Genomic DNA, 16967 nt, shown 5'->3' on the forward strand with positions numbered 1-16967 from the left:
AGGTAAATTATATAGCGTATTTTTCCGAAAAACAATAATTTTCTGAAAAATCATCCGCGATAATAATTATTCTTGTGATAACAGTAGTTGCACCGAGATCAGCACATTGACCTTTTGATAGGAAATATTGTAATCTAGTATGTTCTATAACGATAATTCATGGTTCAAAAATTATTTTGCTTATAATTCCTAATAAAACAAAAAATCCATTAATCATTTAATAATGAAAAATGGATTTTAATAAACTTTTATAAGATTCTAGTTATAGACCCACATAATTCGTTTAATGAATTTCGAAAAATCTATTTTCCCAAAGCAAATAACGAAACATTTGGCCACAATTTCTTGTCTAAATCATCCAGATAAGGAACTTCATTTCGTACCTCTGATATAATTGAAAAATCCACATCATGAATTAGAATACTCTGCTCTGATCTTGAAGCTTCACATAGGACCTCACCGGTCGGAGCAACAAGTTTACTCTTTCCGCAACTTCCCTCATTAACCGTATTTACGCCAAGAATATAAACCGTATTATCGAGTGCACGTGCCGGAAGTTGAATATCCCATCTTGTTTCAGCTCCGTAGCTCCATACTGAAGGAACAATAATAAGTTCTGCACCTTGAAGAGCTAGAATTCGGCTTGGTTCAGGAAATTCAATATCTGCACAAATAAGTACACCTATTTTCCCTTTCGATGTTTCTATTGCATTATAGACTTTCTCACCAGGAGTAAATATCTCCTTCTCTCTTCCCCATAAAAATGATTTTCGATAAGTGGCAATGACTTCCCCTGTTGACTCAATTACAGCTAAGGATATGTAAAGGTTTCCATTTTCCCCCTCAACAAATGGGACGATGAGTATTACTTTTAACTCTTTAGCGAGCTTTTGAAATAATGAAACAGTCTCTCCAGTCGAAACCTCTTGCAACGATTCGAATTGCTCCTTCGATAAATAGTAACCACTCACCCAAAGTTCAGGTAATACGATTAATTCAGCTCCCTGTTTAGCCGACTCTTCAACCATTTCTATACAATTTTTAATATTTTTATCCCTTTCACCAGGGATAGCTTGTAATTGAACTGCAGCAACCTTAATCAACAAAAGCACATCCTTTTCTGCAAATGAAAATTATCAGATTTTTTAGAAACCTGTGTTAAATTTAATAATATTTTATTTTCTTTAATTAAGCAATGATTATTTCTTTTGGTATATAATTTTGAATTTTTTATTTCAAAAAATCTAAAAATTGTGTAAACTATAATCACTCCAGTTTCGGTTAGGGTAATTGTAAGCTTTTACACAACATTTTTCAGGGAGGTCTTACATGAAAAAACAACAGAATGATTTAGAACAATCACTCAGTTCTCGTCACATGTCAATGATTGCAATCGGAGGTGTCATTGGTGCAGGTCTTTTTGTAGGTAGTGGCGCTGCCATACATAAGGTCGGGCCTGGCATCTTGGTTTCTTATGTAATTGCCGGTGTTTTAGTGTTTTTGATTATGAAGAGCCTTGGCGAAATGGCCACTTCCAATCCATCAAGTGGTTCATTTTCAGAATATGCCCGGGACGCAATCGGCCCTTGGGCAGGTACAACAGTTGGGTGGCTTTATTGGTTCCAATGGGTTGTCGTTATTGCCATTGAAGCCATTGCAGGTGCAGCCATCATCAATATGTGGTACCCAGGTATTCCTTTATGGTTTCTTGCTTTGGCCTTGACAATTGCTTTGACCTTAACAAATATCTATTCAGTGAAATCCTTTGGAGAATTTGAATATTGGTTTGCCATGATTAAAGTAGCGAGCATCATCGCCTTTTTGATTTTAGGCGTATCTTATATATTCGGATTTTCAGGAGAATCGACGGTTGGAATATCTAACCTTGTACAAAACGGGGGATTTTTCCCTAATGGTGTAAGTTCCGTCTTCGTGGGAGTCATCACTGTATTTTTCTCATTTGCCGGTACAGAAGTTGCGACCATTGCAGCAGCTGAATCAAAGGATCCTGTTAAGTCTGTCTCTAAAGCCATTAATAGTACAATTTGGCGTGTCTTGATCTTTTATGTAGGCTCAATAGCCGTAGTTGTGACATTACTTCCTTGGAATTCTGCTAATGTATTACAAAGTCCATTTGTTGCCGTTTTAGAAAACCTAGGCATTCCTTTTGCAGCTCACCTCATGAATTTCATCGTACTAACTGCTGTTTTATCATGTTTAAATGCTGGATTATATACAACATCTCGAATGCTTTTCTCTTTAGCAAAAAAAGGGGATGCCCCACAATATTTTAGTAAGTTGAATAAAAATGGCGTACCTGCCAGAGCTGTTTTTGCAGCTACCATATTTTCTTATATTGCTGTAGTGATGAGTTATGTTTCGCCTGAATTAGTTTTTCTGTTTCTCGTTAATTCATCAGGAGCGATTATATTACTAGTTTATTTGGTTATTTCCATTTCTCAGTTGAGGATGAGAAATAGATTGGAAAGAGAGAATCCCGATGCCCTGAAAGTGAAGATGTGGTTGTTCCCATATTTGACATATGCGACGATCCTGGGGATTTCCATCATTTTAATTTCCATGGCTTTTATCGAATCTACAAGAAGCCAACTATATTCAACACTATTACTAACCGGGGTAATCATTGTGTTGACTCATTTTTTCGGAAAAAAGAAAATCAGTAGCGCAGAGGAGAAAAGTAAACTAACCAGTAATTTGCCTCCATTGAAATAAGCTATGGCGGAATATCATTATGTGATAAATTAAAAAGCCTTACTCTTCCACATTGGGAAAGTAAGGCTTCTTTTTATTCCATTTTCTTTCTTTGAAAAACATCAAAATGACCCCAGATGTCTTCCAAAACTTCTAATCGCTCGTGTATATCTTCCTGCTTCTCTTTTCCGACAAACATGATCAAAGCATTAATCAAGCTTAATGGTGCAACGAAAGAGTCAATGAAGCTAGGCATCTGACTGGATGCTGTCAACGGAATGTCCGCATGAGGAATAAGCGGTGAGAGAAGATTATCAGTAATGGCTATTGTTGTCGCATTTTTTTCCTTTGCAAAAGAAAACATTTGAATTGTGCTTTTCGTATATCGTGCAAAACTGACACCAATCACTACATCTTTTTCACTTAAATTATATAACTTTTCCGATGAATTCTCCAATGACTGCAGAAGTTCCACATTATTGAGAACAATTTGAAGATAATATTCCAAAAACACGCCTAGTGATGTGGCACTTCGGTTTGCGATAACATAAACCCTTCTCGCTTGTAATAAGCATTTCACTGCTTCATGGAATGCATCTTCATCCAATTTCTCCATAGTGGATTTTATGTTTGCGATGTCATCCTGGAAAACTTCGTATACCCCCGAAGACTCTTTATTGTATACCTTTTGGGACATCTTTAACCGCTCTGTCGTTGTCAGCTGCTGCTTAACGGAATTCTGCATATACTGCTGCATCTCTGGATAGCCTGAATAGCCAAGCGAGGTTGCAAACCGCACAACGGTGGCATCACTGACCCCTGCCATTTTCGCTAATTTTCCAACTGTAAAAAAAGGAACGGTCGTTTGATTCTCTAAAATATATGTAGCTATTTTCACATGGGACTTGCTCATTTCCCCTATTTGTCCAGCGATGTTTTGATAGACGTTTGACATTAAAAAGAGCGCCCCTTTATTTATATTTATGTATTGTAGGAGTAGCTATTTCCTTTTTGTGAAGGATTATAATTTAACAATAGGTTTTTTCATCCTTTTTTGTCAAGTTAATTGCAAGAGCCATGGTGGAATTAAAAAAGGCCTGATCAATTAAAATCGCTTTGATCGGGCCTTTTGCTTTCTCATCTGACACTCAGTTAAGCTGAATTATTTCAGGATCCGTCCAATGGCTTCGTCATGCGCTTCCACAGTTCGAAGAATATCTTCCTCCGTGTGTACAACAGACATCGAATAACGATTTAGCGGCTTTGTATAAATACCTAATTTTAATAACTCATAGTCAATCTCTTTTCTTAATTTCGTATTTGCCCTGCTCATATCACGATAATTTTTAATCGGGCCTTCGGCTAAGATAATGTTAAAGATACTGCCCATCCCGACTGTTTGCATGTATAAGCCATGTTTTTTATACACATTCTCAAGTTCCTTACGTAAAGATTGCGTCTTAGCAAACAAATCTTCCATTGTTCCTTCTTGTTCCAATAAGTCAATAGTTGCTAAACCGGCAGCCAAAATGGTTGGATGGCCATTGTATGTTCCACTATGATATAACGGATTTTGTTTATCTGCATTATCTGCTCCAGCTGTTAAAATATCTCGTCCGCCACTAGCAGAGGTAATCATCATTATTTCTTTTTTACCTCCAATGGCCCCTACTGGGAATCCGCCGCCCAGAACTTTTCCTAATGTAGTGATATCCGGTTTAATGCCATATACTTTTTGTGCCCCCCCAATCGATATCCTGAATCCTGTTTTTACTTCATCGAAAATAAGCACTATATTGAGTTCTTCTGTTATTCTGCGAAGTCCTTCCATGAATTCTTGTTCAGCAGGTATGAACCCTCCTTGAATTGGCTCTAAAATAACACCTGCTAATTCATGTGCATGGGCACGTAAAATCTTCTCGGTAGATTCTAAATCATTGAATGGAAGAATGACGGTATTTTCAATATAGTAATCTGGTATTCCTCTTGATTCTCCTACCGCTTTAGGAGCTGTTGCGTTACCTGCCTGATCCATATCAGGGTTAACACTCACTAATACTTGATCGTATCCTCCATGATAATGTCCTTCAAACTTTGCCAATTTCGGTTTTCCGGTATAAGCAACCGCGGTACGAATTGCAAGAAGTGTCGCTTCCAAGCCTGAATTCGTATAACGAACCATTTCAATACCAGGATATAGCCCTACTAATTTTTCCGCCATTGTTGTTTCCATCTTGTGAGGCGTACCGAATATGGTCGTTCCGGACTCTAACATTTGTTTTGTCACAGCATCAAATACTTGTTGATGACCATGCCCTAATATAAGAGCTCCATAACATAATAAATAATCGATATATTCATTGCCATCTACATCATATAACTTACTGCCTTTTCCTTTTTCCATCATTATAGGATGTGGAGGAAAATATTTAATATGTGCTGTGACACCGCCCGGAATCACGTCACAAGCTTTTTCAAATAAATCAGCTGATTTTTTCGTTTTTTCTGATAATAGCTCCTTATTTTGTAGTATCATAATGAATTTCCCCTTAATATAGATTTTTTTCATGCGAAGTATTTTATAACTAATAGAAGCGATTTTTTTAATTTAATCAAAACTTCTATTAAATGTGGGTATTTTCAGACCTTGATTAAGCAACCAGGTCCAGCCCGACCATAAGAAGATAAAAGATAGTAAGCTATACACTTTGAAATTGCTTCCACAACCATCATTCCGGCTTCTCACTCACTTCCTGTAGTACCCATAGTGAATTTTCTAATTATTAAAATAAACATTTCATTATAAAATATAATATGAAATAATTATTACAAAGTCAAGGTTAATAAGGAGATTTTTGTTTATTATTAAGATCTCAGAAATATAAATGCCAGTCCATTTTGATGAAGCGATTCGACGAATATCTGATTTTAATGAGTAAACGCCAATTAAGCGCACCAAGAAATGGCACGCTTAATTGGCGTTATTTATCATGCACTTCAATCATGTCTGTGTCTCCATGGCCTCTACCGCAGCAATCCAATACCACCGTCGTTTTTTTGGGGATGCTGTATCTATTACATATTTCCAGAGGTTCATCAGGCGTGCTCAGATTCAAGGGGGGAGACTCATCACATTTTTAAAATCAAAAGTTCACTTTAAATTTTTTCTCTTCTATATTTTGATTTACGTTCTAACGAAGAAGAAAATTTCAGAATACGTAACTTCACTTACATTGTTTCATAGTTTTTTATTTCAAATTCACTTAGGGGTCGATTTATCGACTTACTCAATTTACTAATAAGCTCTTGGTAATCCTTAGTATCATTTGGATCTATACCTTCCCTGACGTTTAGTATCTCGTATCGGTCATACTGTTCTGGAATAAGTTTTCCGTCTACATGGATATAAAGCCTATATTTGATCCTCAGATTCATAAAAATACCATCTCCTTTACTATCAGTTCGATATAAGGAGCTTTTTTCCTGCAAGAAAAAATACTCAGGATGATAAGTAGTTCGCATTACCTTTATACATTGGAAATTCGCGATGAGCGCATGCACGTTAGGAGGAACAGCATATTAATAAATAGCCTTCATTGAATTCACCTGAATTTTTTTGTTTTTACTGCATAAATTGTTCAATACGAAAAAATTAGTGAATATGGGGGTTTTTTTAATGATTCATCCTGAGCCAGTATTAGAAATGTATAACTATCACTCGTGGGCAAATGGGGTCATCATCGACCGGTTAAATGAGCTTCCACCGCACATTTATCATAAGGAAATTCAGAGTGGTTTTTCGTCCGTATCAAAAGTGTTGTCTCATATTTATCTCACGGATTATGCGTGGTTTGACATTATCACAGGTAAAAGTATGGATGAAGCAATGGCATTTTCCAATCAATTAAGAGAAGAGGTGGAAAAGAAAAGTATTGAGGAAATGAAAAAAATATTTCTGGACTTATACGAAAGAAACAAAGCACTTCTGAGTACAGAGGATATGAAAAGGATAATTGTCGTGGATAACCCATATGCTGGGTTACTTAAAACTACCATTTCCGAATCGGTATTACACGTTGTCACACACGGATCATATCATCGTGGCAACATTGCTACCATGTTGCGGCAAATGGGGCACACTTCCGTTATGCAAGATTTTGGCCTTTACCTTTATTCAAAATAAAAAACCAAACTATATCCGATTCCTGAATAAGGGGATGTATCGATGGACGAACTAGTTGGCACTTGTGTTCGCTGTGCACGTAATGTATATTGTACTGCTGGATTTCTGAACGGTATTCTGTTAGATAACAAGAAAATCTTATGTTTTAATTGTAAGGATATTTTATATGCAATGATCAAAGAAGAAGGAATGGAAGATGAGAGTTAAAGGAGCAATACACCAAAATAGGTCATGCCAATAATTTGGCATGACCTATTTTGCCCGATGAACAGTCAGATTGACTTTGTTGGTTTCGCACATGAACGTTGAGAGATGCACAGGCCAGTCGTTTGCATAGGAGGCGATCTTTAATATTCTAAATAAATTGGCACCAATAAATCACGTCTATAATGTTATCGTTATTGACTAATTCTGTATGGATTTTATAAGTTGATTCATCCCTTGCAACCTTCTTCTCTAAATCCGGAAAACGAATGAATGAATAATGAGCGGTATCGTAGCAAAGCGTACGATCATTCGATCATTTTACATACGTGAGTCTCTCAGGTTCGAGAACGTGGCTACCATCTTCAATGAGGAGATGACCTGCAATATCTTTTGGCGCTGGTATGACCTCACTTATTAAAATCCGGGAATTAGGTATCATCCCAAGCTGATGACTAAACTCCGAAAATCCACTTATGGATAACAATTCGTTATGGAACTTATTAGATGCCAAAGGTACCCCTGCGCGGAATCCGTGTCAGTGTCCCTTCCTTCACCAATTCCTCTATTCCTTTTCGTATGGTAAAGCAACTTACGTTATAAGTTTCACAAAGTTCTTTTTATTATCTATCACACCTTTTTATCAATTAACTATTTTTTAGTGAATACGAATGATAGAATGTTAAAGTATTTAAACTTAAGTCGAACAACTTTTCTGATACGTAGTAAGTATTATATTGGTGATTATTGTTAGAAGTATGATATACCTGTAGAATGGATGTTAAACTGTGGGATTTCTTAAAAATAAGAATATATCCTGGTTATTGTCAAGTAAGTTGTTAATAAAGAATAACGCCTCCAAAATCCGTGAATTGCGATTAATCTCCTTAAGATGTTGTATATCATTGGAAAATATAGGCTGGTTTCTTAATGAATTCGCTTTAATTTCTATAATTTTAAAAATAGCAGGCAGTACAATACGTACTACCTTAGCGGAAAGGACGTACCATAATAATGAATCACGACAAAACAGCCATCACTAAAATTCGTACGGGTCCCATGTTTGCGGTGATGCTGGCTGGTGCTCTAGTCGCCTTCTTAAATCAGACATTAATTAATATCGCATTGCCTCAATTAATGAATCATTTTGAAATATCAGCTGCAACAGCTAACTGGCTTACTACAATCTTCTTATTGGTCAATGGGATTGTCATCCCTATCACCGCTTTCTTAATGGAACGTTTCAATACAAGGCAACTCTATCTTGCTTCGATGGGACTCTTCGCTTTAGGAACTTTCCTGTGTGGTATTCCCCCAGTTTCTCCGTCTTATTGATCGGACGTGTGGTTCAAGCTGCTGGTGCAGGGATTTTATTCCCTTTGATTACAAATGTGATTTTCACTTTATTTCCACCTAATAGACGCGGTTTCGCAATGGGTATATTTGGTATTGCGATGAATTTTGCCCCTGCTGTAGGACCGACGTTATCAGGATGGATTATACAAAACTACTCTTGGCGGGTTCTGTTTTTTGTCATTTTCCCATTTGCACTGCTTGACTTCATCTTTGCCATTTTCATCATCAAGAAAGTAGGGAAAACGAGTCGGCCTAAACTCGATAAAATGGGTGTAATTCTATCCACTATCGGATTCGGCGGAGTTCTATATGGATTTGCTACAGGCGGTACCAAGGGCTGGGGCAATCCCGAAGTACTGACGATGTTCCTTGTTGGAGGAATCAGTTTAGTTTTATTTGTCTGGAGGCAATTTACTGTATCTCATCCTATTTTGGAATTTAGAATTTTTCGGTATCGGATGTTCACTTTAACGACAATTATCAACATCATCGCAACTATGGGTATGTTCTCTGGAATGATCATCATGCCAATCTATATGCAGAATATCCGTGGGTTTACCCCGATGGAATCCGGTCTCATGCTATTGCCTGGCGGGATTTTAATGGGGATCATGTCTCCTATCACAGGTAAGCTGTTTGATCGATTTGGTGCGAGATGGCTTGCGGTGAGCGGACTTGCCATCACTATCATTACAACCTATCTTTTAACGCGGCTAGAAACAGATACATCCTATTCTTATGTGGTATGGGTATATACTATCAGAATGTTCGGAATGTCGATACTGATGATGCCTATCTTCACAGCTGGATTAAATGAATTGGCACTTAGCCTAAATAAATATGGAACAGCAATGGTCAATACATTGAGAATGGTAGCAGGTGCTGTTGGCATGGCATTCTTTGTTTCCATCATGACAAACCAGGGAACGAAGCATGTTCAGGAAATCTTATCTCATAGGAACATATCACCAGATAATACATCACAAATGGCCATGGCCATTAAACAAGGTAGCGTAATGGGAGTGGATGATGCATTCATGATTGCAACAGGTTTGACCATAATTGCATTCATACTGGCCTTTTATATACGGCAAACTTCACCGCAAGAAGATACCATTACAAATCGCCTATCGAAAAAAAGAGCTTGAATAAACAAGGCTTTTTTCCAAACAATAAAAATTCTATAAAACTTACTTGCCCCATCAAAGCCAAAAAAAGAGACACTTATTATGAGTGTCTCTTTTTTTGGCCAAATTGCTTCATATGCTCAAGGTAACGGCATTCCTTTTGATGCTGCTGCCTAAAATTTCATTTGGGGAGGAAAGCCAACAATACACAAATAGCAATCGTAATTCCAAAAACAGCTAAGTATATATTTACATTGCTCTCATATATTTTAAGATAATGATTTGGACAAGGGGAATGTTTTTTATGAAAAAGTTTGTTACTCTGCTTTTTTCAAGTTTTTGCATTGGAGTAGGTCTTAACCTGTTCATTGTCCCCATTCATCTAATAAATGGCGGAATATTCGGAATAAGTCTGTTAATCAAATATGTTTGGGGAATCCAAGTTGGACATACCATGATCATGATCAACATTCCCATATACCTTCTATCTCTTCTATACGATAAGTCTTATTTCTTCAATGCCATCCTTGGGTTAGCTTTTACTTCAACCATTATTGATTGGCTAACACCACTAAACGGTTTGGTTCATCTACCGATCATAACGAGTGCCATTATAGGTGGAATGACGATCGGGATTGGAGTTGGTTTTATGCTGAGACAGCATATTAGCCCCGGTGGAGTGGACTTACTAGCACTATTAATCTCTAAAACCACAGCGACAAATCCTGGAATCATTATTTTTATTATTGATTCACTCATTGTAATTGCGGGAATTATTATATTGAATGACTTAAAGCTAATGTATTCACTCCTCACGATTTCCTGTGTCGGCATATGCGTCTTCTTTATCAATTCTTTTAAGACAATAAACATTTTTATAAGATAAAACCATACCTACAAGTGCTGCAACAGGAAAGATTGATCAAGTATATCCCCCTTTCGATATTTTGCTCGTGCTGCACCCATGATTTCGCGTCGTTTACTCGTGAGTTTTAGCCATTTACTCGTGATTTCGCATCATTTACTCGTGAATTCGTGTTGCACCTATGATTTCGCGCTGTTTATTCGTGATTTCGTACCATTTACTAATGAGTTTTGGCCATTTACTCGTGAATTCGTGCTGTACCCATGATTTCGCGTCGTTTACTCGTGATTTCGCATCATTTACTAATGAGTTTTGGCCATTTACCTGTGAATTTAGCATGTTTACTCGTGAATTCGTGCTGCACCCATGATTTCGCGCTGTTTACTCGTGAATTCGTACCATTTACTCGTGAGTTTGGTCCATTTACTCGTAAGTTTTGGCCATTTACTCGTGAATTCAGCATGTTTACTCGTGAGTTTTGACTATCTACTCTTGAATTCGTGTTGCACCTATGATTTCGCTCCGTTTACTCGTGATTTCGCATCATTTACTCGTGAATTTAGCATGTTTACTCGTGAATTCGTGTTGCACCCATGATTTCGCGCTGTTTACTCGTGAGTTTTGGCCATTTACTCGTGAGTTTGGCCCATTTACTCGTGAGTTTGGGCCATTTACTCGTGAATTTAGCATGTTTACTCGTGAATTCGTGTTACACCCATGATTTCAGCTGTATAATCGTCGGTGCGATTTCTGAAATCATCTGAATATTTATAAAGAAAAAAACGCAGGCAAACTCGCTTTTCTTCGACTTTGCCTACAGTCGTGGCGCGATGCTTATTAAAGAATCGCGCTGCGACTGTTGATGTTCAATAATTTTTATAGAATGCATTAAAAAAAGGAAAGTGGAATATGATTTAACTGTCAACTTAAGGGAGGGAATGAGTATAAATGAAAAAAGTAAAAATTATATATTGGATTTTCACAGGACTTTTAGTGGCACTAATGGTTTTGGGTTCTATTCCGGATATAATGTCTGTTCCCGATGCAGTCGCTTTATTTAATCATTTAGGTTATCCTACCTACCTCCTGCCCTTTATTGGTATAGCCAAATTATTAGGTGTCGTGGCAATACTCATTCCAGGTTTTCCGAGAATTAAGGAATGGGCTTATGCCGGTTTTGTATTTGATTTGACGGGTGCTATGTATTCAAGCATATCAGTGGGCGATCCTGCCAGTGGATGGCTGCTTTTCATTATCGGATATATATTGATAGCCGGCTCTTATATTTACCACCATAAAATATTAAATTCCGCTACATCGAGCACTTTGAGCAATAAGGATAGCTTAACAATATAATAAATTGGCAACAAACTCGTCACATATAAGAAAAATTGGAAAGAGCCCCTATAAGTTTTACCTTATCGGGACTCTTTTTTTTAAAACATGTAATAAAAGCTGCATATTATTAACTTACTTTTTTTGAAGACAAATAAGCGACAAGTATATAGCGTTCAGGTGCCGCCCCGATATAATCAAAGGGATAACAGGTACTGACGGTTAGCGTTGCCCGTGGCTTTGGTACGATTACGGTTCGATCATCCTCATCCACAATTCGAACTTTGTTGACTTTGTATGTGAACTCGCCTGCCGATGTTCTTACAATCAACAAATCCCCTTCGCCAACTTGCCCGAGTTTACGGAATACCGTATCTCTATGACCGGAAAGAACGGAATTATCATTTTCACCTGGTAGTACACTTCCTGCAAAGTGACCAACGCCTTTTTCCAATTCGTCCTCGTTTGTGCCATGGAAAATAGGGAGTTTTGCTTTTAGTTTGGGTATATACAGTTCCCCGATTTCTTCACCCGTTTCAGGGCGGACAGGATATAGCTCTTTCTTTGTTGTTTTTTTACTTATTGGCTCACTACTGGGTGGTTTCTGTACAGGTTCATTCACTTGGCTAGTTGGAGTATGAGTCTTATAAAGAAAGTAGCCTTTTGCAAACTTATACATATTGGATGTGGAAAACCAAACCCCAAATAAAATGATGGCAATTGCACAAGAAAGCAGAAGCAACCGCCTTTTCTTTAATTGTTTCATATTAAGCTTTCCTAATTCTTCGATACATCAAGCTTCCGAACAAGACAATGCAAAGCCCTAAAAGAGCATTAGGGATATAATCGGAAGCGGTATTTGGCAGTTTAGCCCCTTTTACAGTTTGATGTTCCGAATTAGTATGAGTGCTGATCTTTTGTTTTACTGGTTTAGCAACCGGTGCCTTTTCAATAGTCTTTTGCACCTCTTTAGCAGATTCCTTTATTTGCCCGCCTGCATTGGTAAGAGTATCAGAATCGACCATTTCACCCGTTATTAAAAGATCAGCCAAGAACTTCCCATCAATAGAGTAAATTGATATTTTCAGGTTAGCACCTTTTAGCTCTTCCAATTTCATTAAATCCAAAAGGGATACAGGTGATTCCGTTCCGCTTTTCACAAGGGAATAGGAGACCTTAAGCTTAAAGATGGAAAGTAATTCTTCATAGATTGATGCCATTTCAGCTATCTGTTCAGCTGTAAGCTCGGTTGCTACATCAAATTCCTCGAAAGCCATCATGCGGTTGCCCAATTCTTCAAGTCGCTTGATTGTTTCCGGATTGGAAAGATGCTCTTCCAAAGACATTAAGTGGTCTTCAAGCCTCTGTAATTCTTCTTCCGTTAGTCCGAGTTCTTCGAAAATAGGAAGGAGACCTTCGGCAACTTCACCATCCATCCCCCCACCAGTAAGGTTCCAAACAGTTTCTTCAAGATTATCTATGTATATATAATCGTTAATATCTTCACCATTTTCTTTCAACAATTGAAGCAACGCTTGTTTATCCAATCCATAGTTCTCATTAAAATAATCTAAGTTGCTTAGGTCTGCCTTTATGACGTCACCTAAGAATTCGCTAAGCTCATCAACAGATTCGAATTCTTCCGTGCTAAAATCATAGAGTTCCAATGTCGCTTCGATATCTTCTTTTGTTACTTCGAAGCCTCTTACTTTGCTAACCTTGGCTAAATAATTGACAAATTCTTTGTCAAAGTTTGGATCACGTTCAAAATCGCCCTCTTCCGCATAGAAATAAACAGCTTCATCGAGGTCCCAGATAAAGATATAATCGTCAAGTTCTTCGCCATTTTCATGCAACAGTTTAATTAGGCTCTCATTAGTTAGATTATAATCTTCATAAATGGCATCTAAATTACTTAAATCTGCCTTAATAACTTCGCCCAAGGCATCTTTAAGATCATCAATGGATTCAAAGTTTTTAATACTCTCATCGTAAAAAGAAAGAGACGTTTCAATATCATCCTTCGTCACTTCAAACCCCCTGACAAGGCTTACCTCTTTTAAATACTTTGTGAGTTCTTGCTCAAAATTTTTCTTTGGTGCTGCCGATGCTAATTGCGGAAATAAGCTAATTAACAACGTAAATGAAACTAAAATGGTCCACAGTTTTTTCATACTTTTCTCCTATTCATAACATTTCATATGTTTCTAGAAAATTATAATTCAATAACAATAATTTAACAATGAAGTTATTTTTTCCAGTATAGGAAAATTTATACCTTAATTACTTTGTAACAAGCTTTTTAACCGCATATACATCTGTTTCTGCTAATAATGACGTATTTCTTCCTATTTATATACCGATTACAAAAAGAGGGGGATTAAATCACCCCTCTTCTGTACCTCCAGATAATAGAATTATTAATATCGTATGCCTACTAAACATAACTAAAGTGAAATAATCCGAAAAATAATGTTTGAGAGGGGAGTTGCTTTTTGTAGGGCTTACTCAAGTTCTTCTGCGGATTCTAAATATTTTCTCTTTCTTGTTCTCCTGCTTATTCATAACAAGAAATTTACACACTTTTATATTATTTCTCTCTAGTAAATCCCACTCCCCCTTAAGGTTACATCCATTACGAAAAATAAAAACGCAAATCCTTACGTTTCAAGGATTTGCGTTTTTATTGATTTATAGCGTTAACTTATTAAATTTCATTGCTTCCTTCACTAATCATAACTTCTACATCTATCTCCATCAGCATTTCCGGCATGGCAAAACCACTTACGATTAAGCCAGTACTGCAAGGATAAACATCTTTAAAATGTTCGGCTATTACGGGATAGACCTTACTTCTATCTTCCCGATTAAGCAAGTACACGGTAATCTTACAAATATCATTGACTGAACCGCCCGCTTCTTCAATAAGCTGCCTAACGCATTTGCATGCCTGATCCGCTTGTTTCACGACATCTCCAATCCCATGAAAATTACCGTCTAAATCAAAACCAGTTTGCCCTCTTAAAAAGATTCTATTTCCTGCTCTTACGGCCATGCTAAACTCGTTTACAATATGATGCTCCGGCTTTCCCAACGTTGAAGGATAATACTGATCTGTTTTGAATTTTCTAAATCTCTTAATCCCTGAATTTTTAACTTCTCCCAGTCCTGTCATAACATCCAATACCTCCAGTTCATTTATTTTATTACCTAATTAAATAATGTCTTCCCAAGATTTATTATTCTTAGAGGTAATATTTCCGAAACCACATTTCGCTTTTCTAATCTTTAATTCATTCATGCTACTAATTCTTATATGATGGAAGTTAATTTTTCCACTCACCTACCGTAGCATCGACATAGTCCTCACTCTCTTCAGTGACCTGCCCATTTTTACGTTTACTGTACCAAGACCGTACTAAATAGGCTACAAGAATCACACCGAAACTCGCTAAACTGAGAAGAAGTTGTGAACGTGTGCCAGGAATCCATGCCATTGCTATAAGCACTACGAACATCCAGATAATGGCTACATAAGACAGATAGGGAAATAACCACATTTTCAACTTTAATTTCTCGGGTGCTTCCTGTTCTAACCTTCGTCGCAGGCGGATTTGAGCGAAGGCGAGCACCAAATAGTAGAAAAGGCTAATTGCTCCTGCGGAATTGATTAAAAATAAAAAAACTGTCTGTGGAAAAAAGTAGTTTAAAACAACGCCTACATATCCGAAAATCGTCCCTGCCAGTATTGCCCTAACCGGAACGCCCCTTTTATTAAGTTTGATAAGAAATTTTGGTGCGTCTCCCTGTCTAGTTAAGGTAAACAAACTTCTAGAGGTAATGTAGAGACAAGAATTAAGCGAACTGAGTACTGCGGTAAGGACTACTATTTGCATTAGCGAAGAAGCGAATGGAATACCTAATCGATCTAGTGCAATCGCAAACGGGCTTTGAATAGCAATGCCAGCAAACTCGAAATTCCATGGCACGATTGCAACGATGAAGAAGACAGAGAGGATATAAAAGAATAAGATTCGATACATGACTTGATTGGTAGCTTTAGCCGCATATTTTGCAGGCTGATCGGACTCTGCAGCTGCAATGGTGGCAATTTCTGCCCCTCCCATCGAGAAAAGTACAGTAACGCTTCCCACTAGAGCTGCAACGATCCCATTTGGAAAGAATCCGCCTGCTGTATACAGGTTCGAGAGACCGGGTGATTCACCAGGCCATAGTCCAAGAGTATATATAGCTCCAAAGACAATGAAGAAGGTTATCGCGAATATCTTAATAGATGCGAACCAAAACTCCGTTTCAGCGAATGAACGTACCGAGTAAAGGTTGGTCAAAGTAAGCACCACTAATAATACCAAGCACAATATCCAAGGTGGAATATCCGGAAAATAGTTCACAAGTATTCCAGCACCAGCTACAGCCTCAATTGCAGCCACGATCACCCACATATACCAATAGAGCCAGCCAACACTAAATCCAGCCCAATTCCCTAATCCCGACCGTGCATATTCGGAAATTGAACCGGCAGATGGTTGTGCCACTGCCATTTCACCTATCATGCGCATGATTAAAAGCATGAGAATTCCTGACAAAGTATAACTGATAACAGCCGCCGGCCCTGTTGAATTGATGACCGCACCGCTTCCAACGAAGAGCCCGGCTCCGATGATGCCTCCGAGTGCTATCATTGTTACGTGCCGGTTCTTTAACGTGTTTTGGAGCTTGTCCTGTGTAGATGGATCCTGTTTGGTGTAATTATCCGCCATAGTTTCACCTTCCTTTTACATTGGTTAGATTTAAGCCGATTTTCATTTCACGGTACTAGCAATCTCAGCTCTGCTTAACTACTTATATTCTGTAAGTGTGCCTTTCCGAATTATTAGGGTTATCTTCGATTACGAGCACTTAGGACTATACACAATGGGGAATGCATCCGGAAAGTTTTCGGTGACAAATCTACAAATTCTCTTCATTTCAACGCTCTCTTTAGGTCATTTTTCTGTTCCTCCTCTTATATTCTTACATAATGAAGTTGGCAACATTCGGAATATATCTTTATATATTCCTTTAATAAAATATTACAAGCTACCACTAAGAATTTCAATATTTTATTTTGAATATTCGGAATTTTCAATCTACTATATTTTAAGAACATTGAACTTTACTAAAC

At 37.6% G+C, this 16967-nt stretch carries 17 protein-coding genes and 1 pseudogene; 8 read left to right on the forward strand and 10 right to left on the reverse strand.

All coding sequences use genetic code 11. From position 1 onward, the window contains the following. Positions 1-302 precede the first annotated feature (302 nt). Positions 303-1103 carry a nitrilase-related carbon-nitrogen hydrolase gene (locus tag N0M92_RS18735; RefSeq protein WP_397443878.1) on the reverse strand — a complete coding sequence of 267 codons (801 nt, stop codon included), beginning with the start codon at positions 1101-1103 and terminating at the stop codon, positions 303-305. A 226-nt stretch (positions 1104-1329) separates the two neighbouring features. Here N0M92_RS18735 and N0M92_RS18740 point away from each other — a divergent pair, with 226 nt between their 5' ends. Beyond that, complete coding sequence (locus tag N0M92_RS18740) at positions 1330-2733, forward strand: amino acid permease (protein ID WP_260287260.1); 1404 nt, start codon at positions 1330-1332, stop codon at positions 2731-2733. 73 nt (positions 2734-2806) lie between these two features. On the opposite strand, the gene N0M92_RS18745 is transcribed toward N0M92_RS18740, so the two are convergent. The 3 genes from N0M92_RS18745 to N0M92_RS18755 form a co-directional block, all read right to left on the reverse strand. Next, a complete protein-coding gene (locus N0M92_RS18745; protein ID WP_260287261.1) occupies positions 2807-3667 on the reverse strand; it encodes a MurR/RpiR family transcriptional regulator in 861 nt (286 codons plus the stop codon). Between the two features lie 207 nt (positions 3668-3874). Then, positions 3875-5248, reverse strand: a complete 1374-nt coding sequence (locus tag N0M92_RS18750) for an aspartate aminotransferase family protein (RefSeq protein WP_260287262.1) — start codon at positions 5246-5248, stop codon at positions 3875-3877. A gap of 692 nt (positions 5249-5940) precedes the next feature. After that, positions 5941-6147, reverse strand: coding sequence for a hypothetical protein (locus tag N0M92_RS18755; protein WP_076368693.1), 207 nt, complete (start codon positions 6145-6147; stop codon positions 5941-5943). 241 nt (positions 6148-6388) lie between these two features. On the opposite strand from N0M92_RS18755, the gene N0M92_RS18760 reads away from it, so the two are divergent. Both N0M92_RS18760 and N0M92_RS18765 read left to right on the forward strand, forming a co-directional pair. Beyond that, complete coding sequence (locus tag N0M92_RS18760; protein ID WP_260287263.1) at positions 6389-6895, forward strand: DinB family protein; 507 nt, start codon at positions 6389-6391, stop codon at positions 6893-6895. A 42-nt stretch (positions 6896-6937) separates the two neighbouring features. Then, positions 6938-7102 carry a hypothetical protein gene (locus N0M92_RS18765; RefSeq protein WP_260287264.1) on the forward strand — a complete coding sequence of 55 codons (165 nt, stop codon included), beginning with the start codon at positions 6938-6940 and terminating at the stop codon, positions 7100-7102. A gap of 313 nt (positions 7103-7415) precedes the next feature. Here N0M92_RS18765 and N0M92_RS18770 read toward each other — a convergent pair whose 3' ends face one another. Together N0M92_RS18770 and N0M92_RS29340 are read right to left on the reverse strand one after the other, a co-directional pair. Continuing rightward, positions 7416-7613 carry a hypothetical protein gene (locus tag N0M92_RS18770; RefSeq protein WP_260287265.1) on the reverse strand — a complete coding sequence of 66 codons (198 nt, stop codon included), beginning with the start codon at positions 7611-7613 and terminating at the stop codon, positions 7416-7418. After that, positions 7603-7680: a hypothetical protein gene (locus N0M92_RS29340; RefSeq protein ID WP_311202575.1), complete on the reverse strand. Its 78-nt coding sequence runs from the start codon at positions 7678-7680 to the stop codon at positions 7603-7605. The genes N0M92_RS18770 and N0M92_RS29340 overlap by 11 nt, the downstream gene beginning before the upstream one ends. Positions 7681-8113: 433 nt before the next feature. On the opposite strand from N0M92_RS29340, the pseudogene N0M92_RS18775 reads away from it, so the two are divergent. The 5 genes and pseudogenes from N0M92_RS18775 (at position 8114) to N0M92_RS18795 (ending at position 11803) form a co-directional block, all read left to right on the forward strand. Then, positions 8114-9603, forward strand: a pseudogene (locus N0M92_RS18775) (DHA2 family efflux MFS transporter permease subunit). Positions 9604-9886: 283 nt separating this feature from the next. Further along, complete coding sequence (locus N0M92_RS18780) at positions 9887-10468, forward strand: YitT family protein (protein WP_260287266.1); 582 nt, start codon at positions 9887-9889, stop codon at positions 10466-10468. Between the two features lie 242 nt (positions 10469-10710). After that, positions 10711-10929, forward strand: a complete 219-nt coding sequence (locus tag N0M92_RS18785; protein WP_260287267.1) for a hypothetical protein — start codon at positions 10711-10713, stop codon at positions 10927-10929. Positions 10930-11021: 92 nt separating this feature from the next. Beyond that, positions 11022-11168, forward strand: coding sequence for a hypothetical protein (locus N0M92_RS18790; protein WP_260287268.1), 147 nt, complete (start codon positions 11022-11024; stop codon positions 11166-11168). A 227-nt stretch (positions 11169-11395) separates the two neighbouring features. Continuing rightward, complete coding sequence (locus N0M92_RS18795; protein ID WP_260287269.1) at positions 11396-11803, forward strand: DoxX family protein; 408 nt, start codon at positions 11396-11398, stop codon at positions 11801-11803. A gap of 109 nt (positions 11804-11912) precedes the next feature. On the opposite strand, the gene N0M92_RS18800 is transcribed toward N0M92_RS18795, so the two are convergent. The 4 genes from N0M92_RS18800 to N0M92_RS18815 all read right to left on the reverse strand — a co-directional run bounded on the left by N0M92_RS18800 (position 11913) and on the right by N0M92_RS18815 (position 16563). Next, complete coding sequence (locus N0M92_RS18800) at positions 11913-12548, reverse strand: class D sortase (RefSeq protein ID WP_260287270.1); 636 nt, start codon at positions 12546-12548, stop codon at positions 11913-11915. A gap of 1 nt (position 12549) precedes the next feature. Continuing rightward, entirely contained in the window at positions 12550-13956 is a 1407-nt protein-coding gene (locus tag N0M92_RS18805; protein ID WP_260287271.1) for a processed acidic surface protein, read from the reverse strand. 533 nt (positions 13957-14489) lie between these two features. Beyond that, entirely contained in the window at positions 14490-14957 is a 468-nt protein-coding gene (locus N0M92_RS18810; RefSeq protein WP_260287272.1) for a Rid family hydrolase, read from the reverse strand. A gap of 151 nt (positions 14958-15108) precedes the next feature. Next, complete coding sequence (locus tag N0M92_RS18815; protein WP_260287273.1) at positions 15109-16563, reverse strand: amino acid permease; 1455 nt, start codon at positions 16561-16563, stop codon at positions 15109-15111. Positions 16564-16967: the final 404 nt, after the last annotated feature.

The organism is Peribacillus aracenensis (assembly GCF_025175645.1).
GTDB classification, from domain to species: Bacteria; Bacillota; Bacilli; order Bacillales; family DSM-1321; genus Peribacillus; species Peribacillus aracenensis.

Coding starts and splice junctions, on each gene's coding strand:
- N0M92_RS18765 (WP_260287264.1), top strand. CDS start 6,938: ATGGACGAACTAGTTGGCACTTGTGTTCGCTGTGCACGTAATGTATAT.
- N0M92_RS18740 (WP_260287260.1), top strand. CDS start 1,330: ATGAAAAAACAACAGAATGATTTAGAACAATCACTCAGTTCTCGTCAC.
- N0M92_RS18795 (WP_260287269.1), top strand. CDS start 11,396: ATGAAAAAAGTAAAAATTATATATTGGATTTTCACAGGACTTTTAGTG.
- N0M92_RS18780 (WP_260287266.1), top strand. CDS start 9,887: ATGAAAAAGTTTGTTACTCTGCTTTTTTCAAGTTTTTGCATTGGAGTA.
- N0M92_RS18745 (WP_260287261.1), bottom strand. CDS start 3,667: ATGTCAAACGTCTATCAAAACATCGCTGGACAAATAGGGGAAATGAGC.
- N0M92_RS18815 (WP_260287273.1), bottom strand. CDS start 16,563: ATGGCGGATAATTACACCAAACAGGATCCATCTACACAGGACAAGCTC.
- N0M92_RS18800 (WP_260287270.1), bottom strand. CDS start 12,548: ATGAAACAATTAAAGAAAAGGCGGTTGCTTCTGCTTTCTTGTGCAATT.
- N0M92_RS18810 (WP_260287272.1), bottom strand. CDS start 14,957: ATGACAGGACTGGGAGAAGTTAAAAATTCAGGGATTAAGAGATTTAGA.
- N0M92_RS18750 (WP_260287262.1), bottom strand. CDS start 5,248: ATGATACTACAAAATAAGGAGCTATTATCAGAAAAAACGAAAAAATCA.
- N0M92_RS18805 (WP_260287271.1), bottom strand. CDS start 13,956: ATGAAAAAACTGTGGACCATTTTAGTTTCATTTACGTTGTTAATTAGC.
- N0M92_RS18755 (WP_076368693.1), bottom strand. CDS start 6,147: ATGAATCTGAGGATCAAATATAGGCTTTATATCCATGTAGACGGAAAA.
- N0M92_RS18760 (WP_260287263.1), top strand. CDS start 6,389: ATGATTCATCCTGAGCCAGTATTAGAAATGTATAACTATCACTCGTGG.
- N0M92_RS18785 (WP_260287267.1), top strand. CDS start 10,711: ATGATTTCGCGTCGTTTACTCGTGATTTCGCATCATTTACTAATGAGT.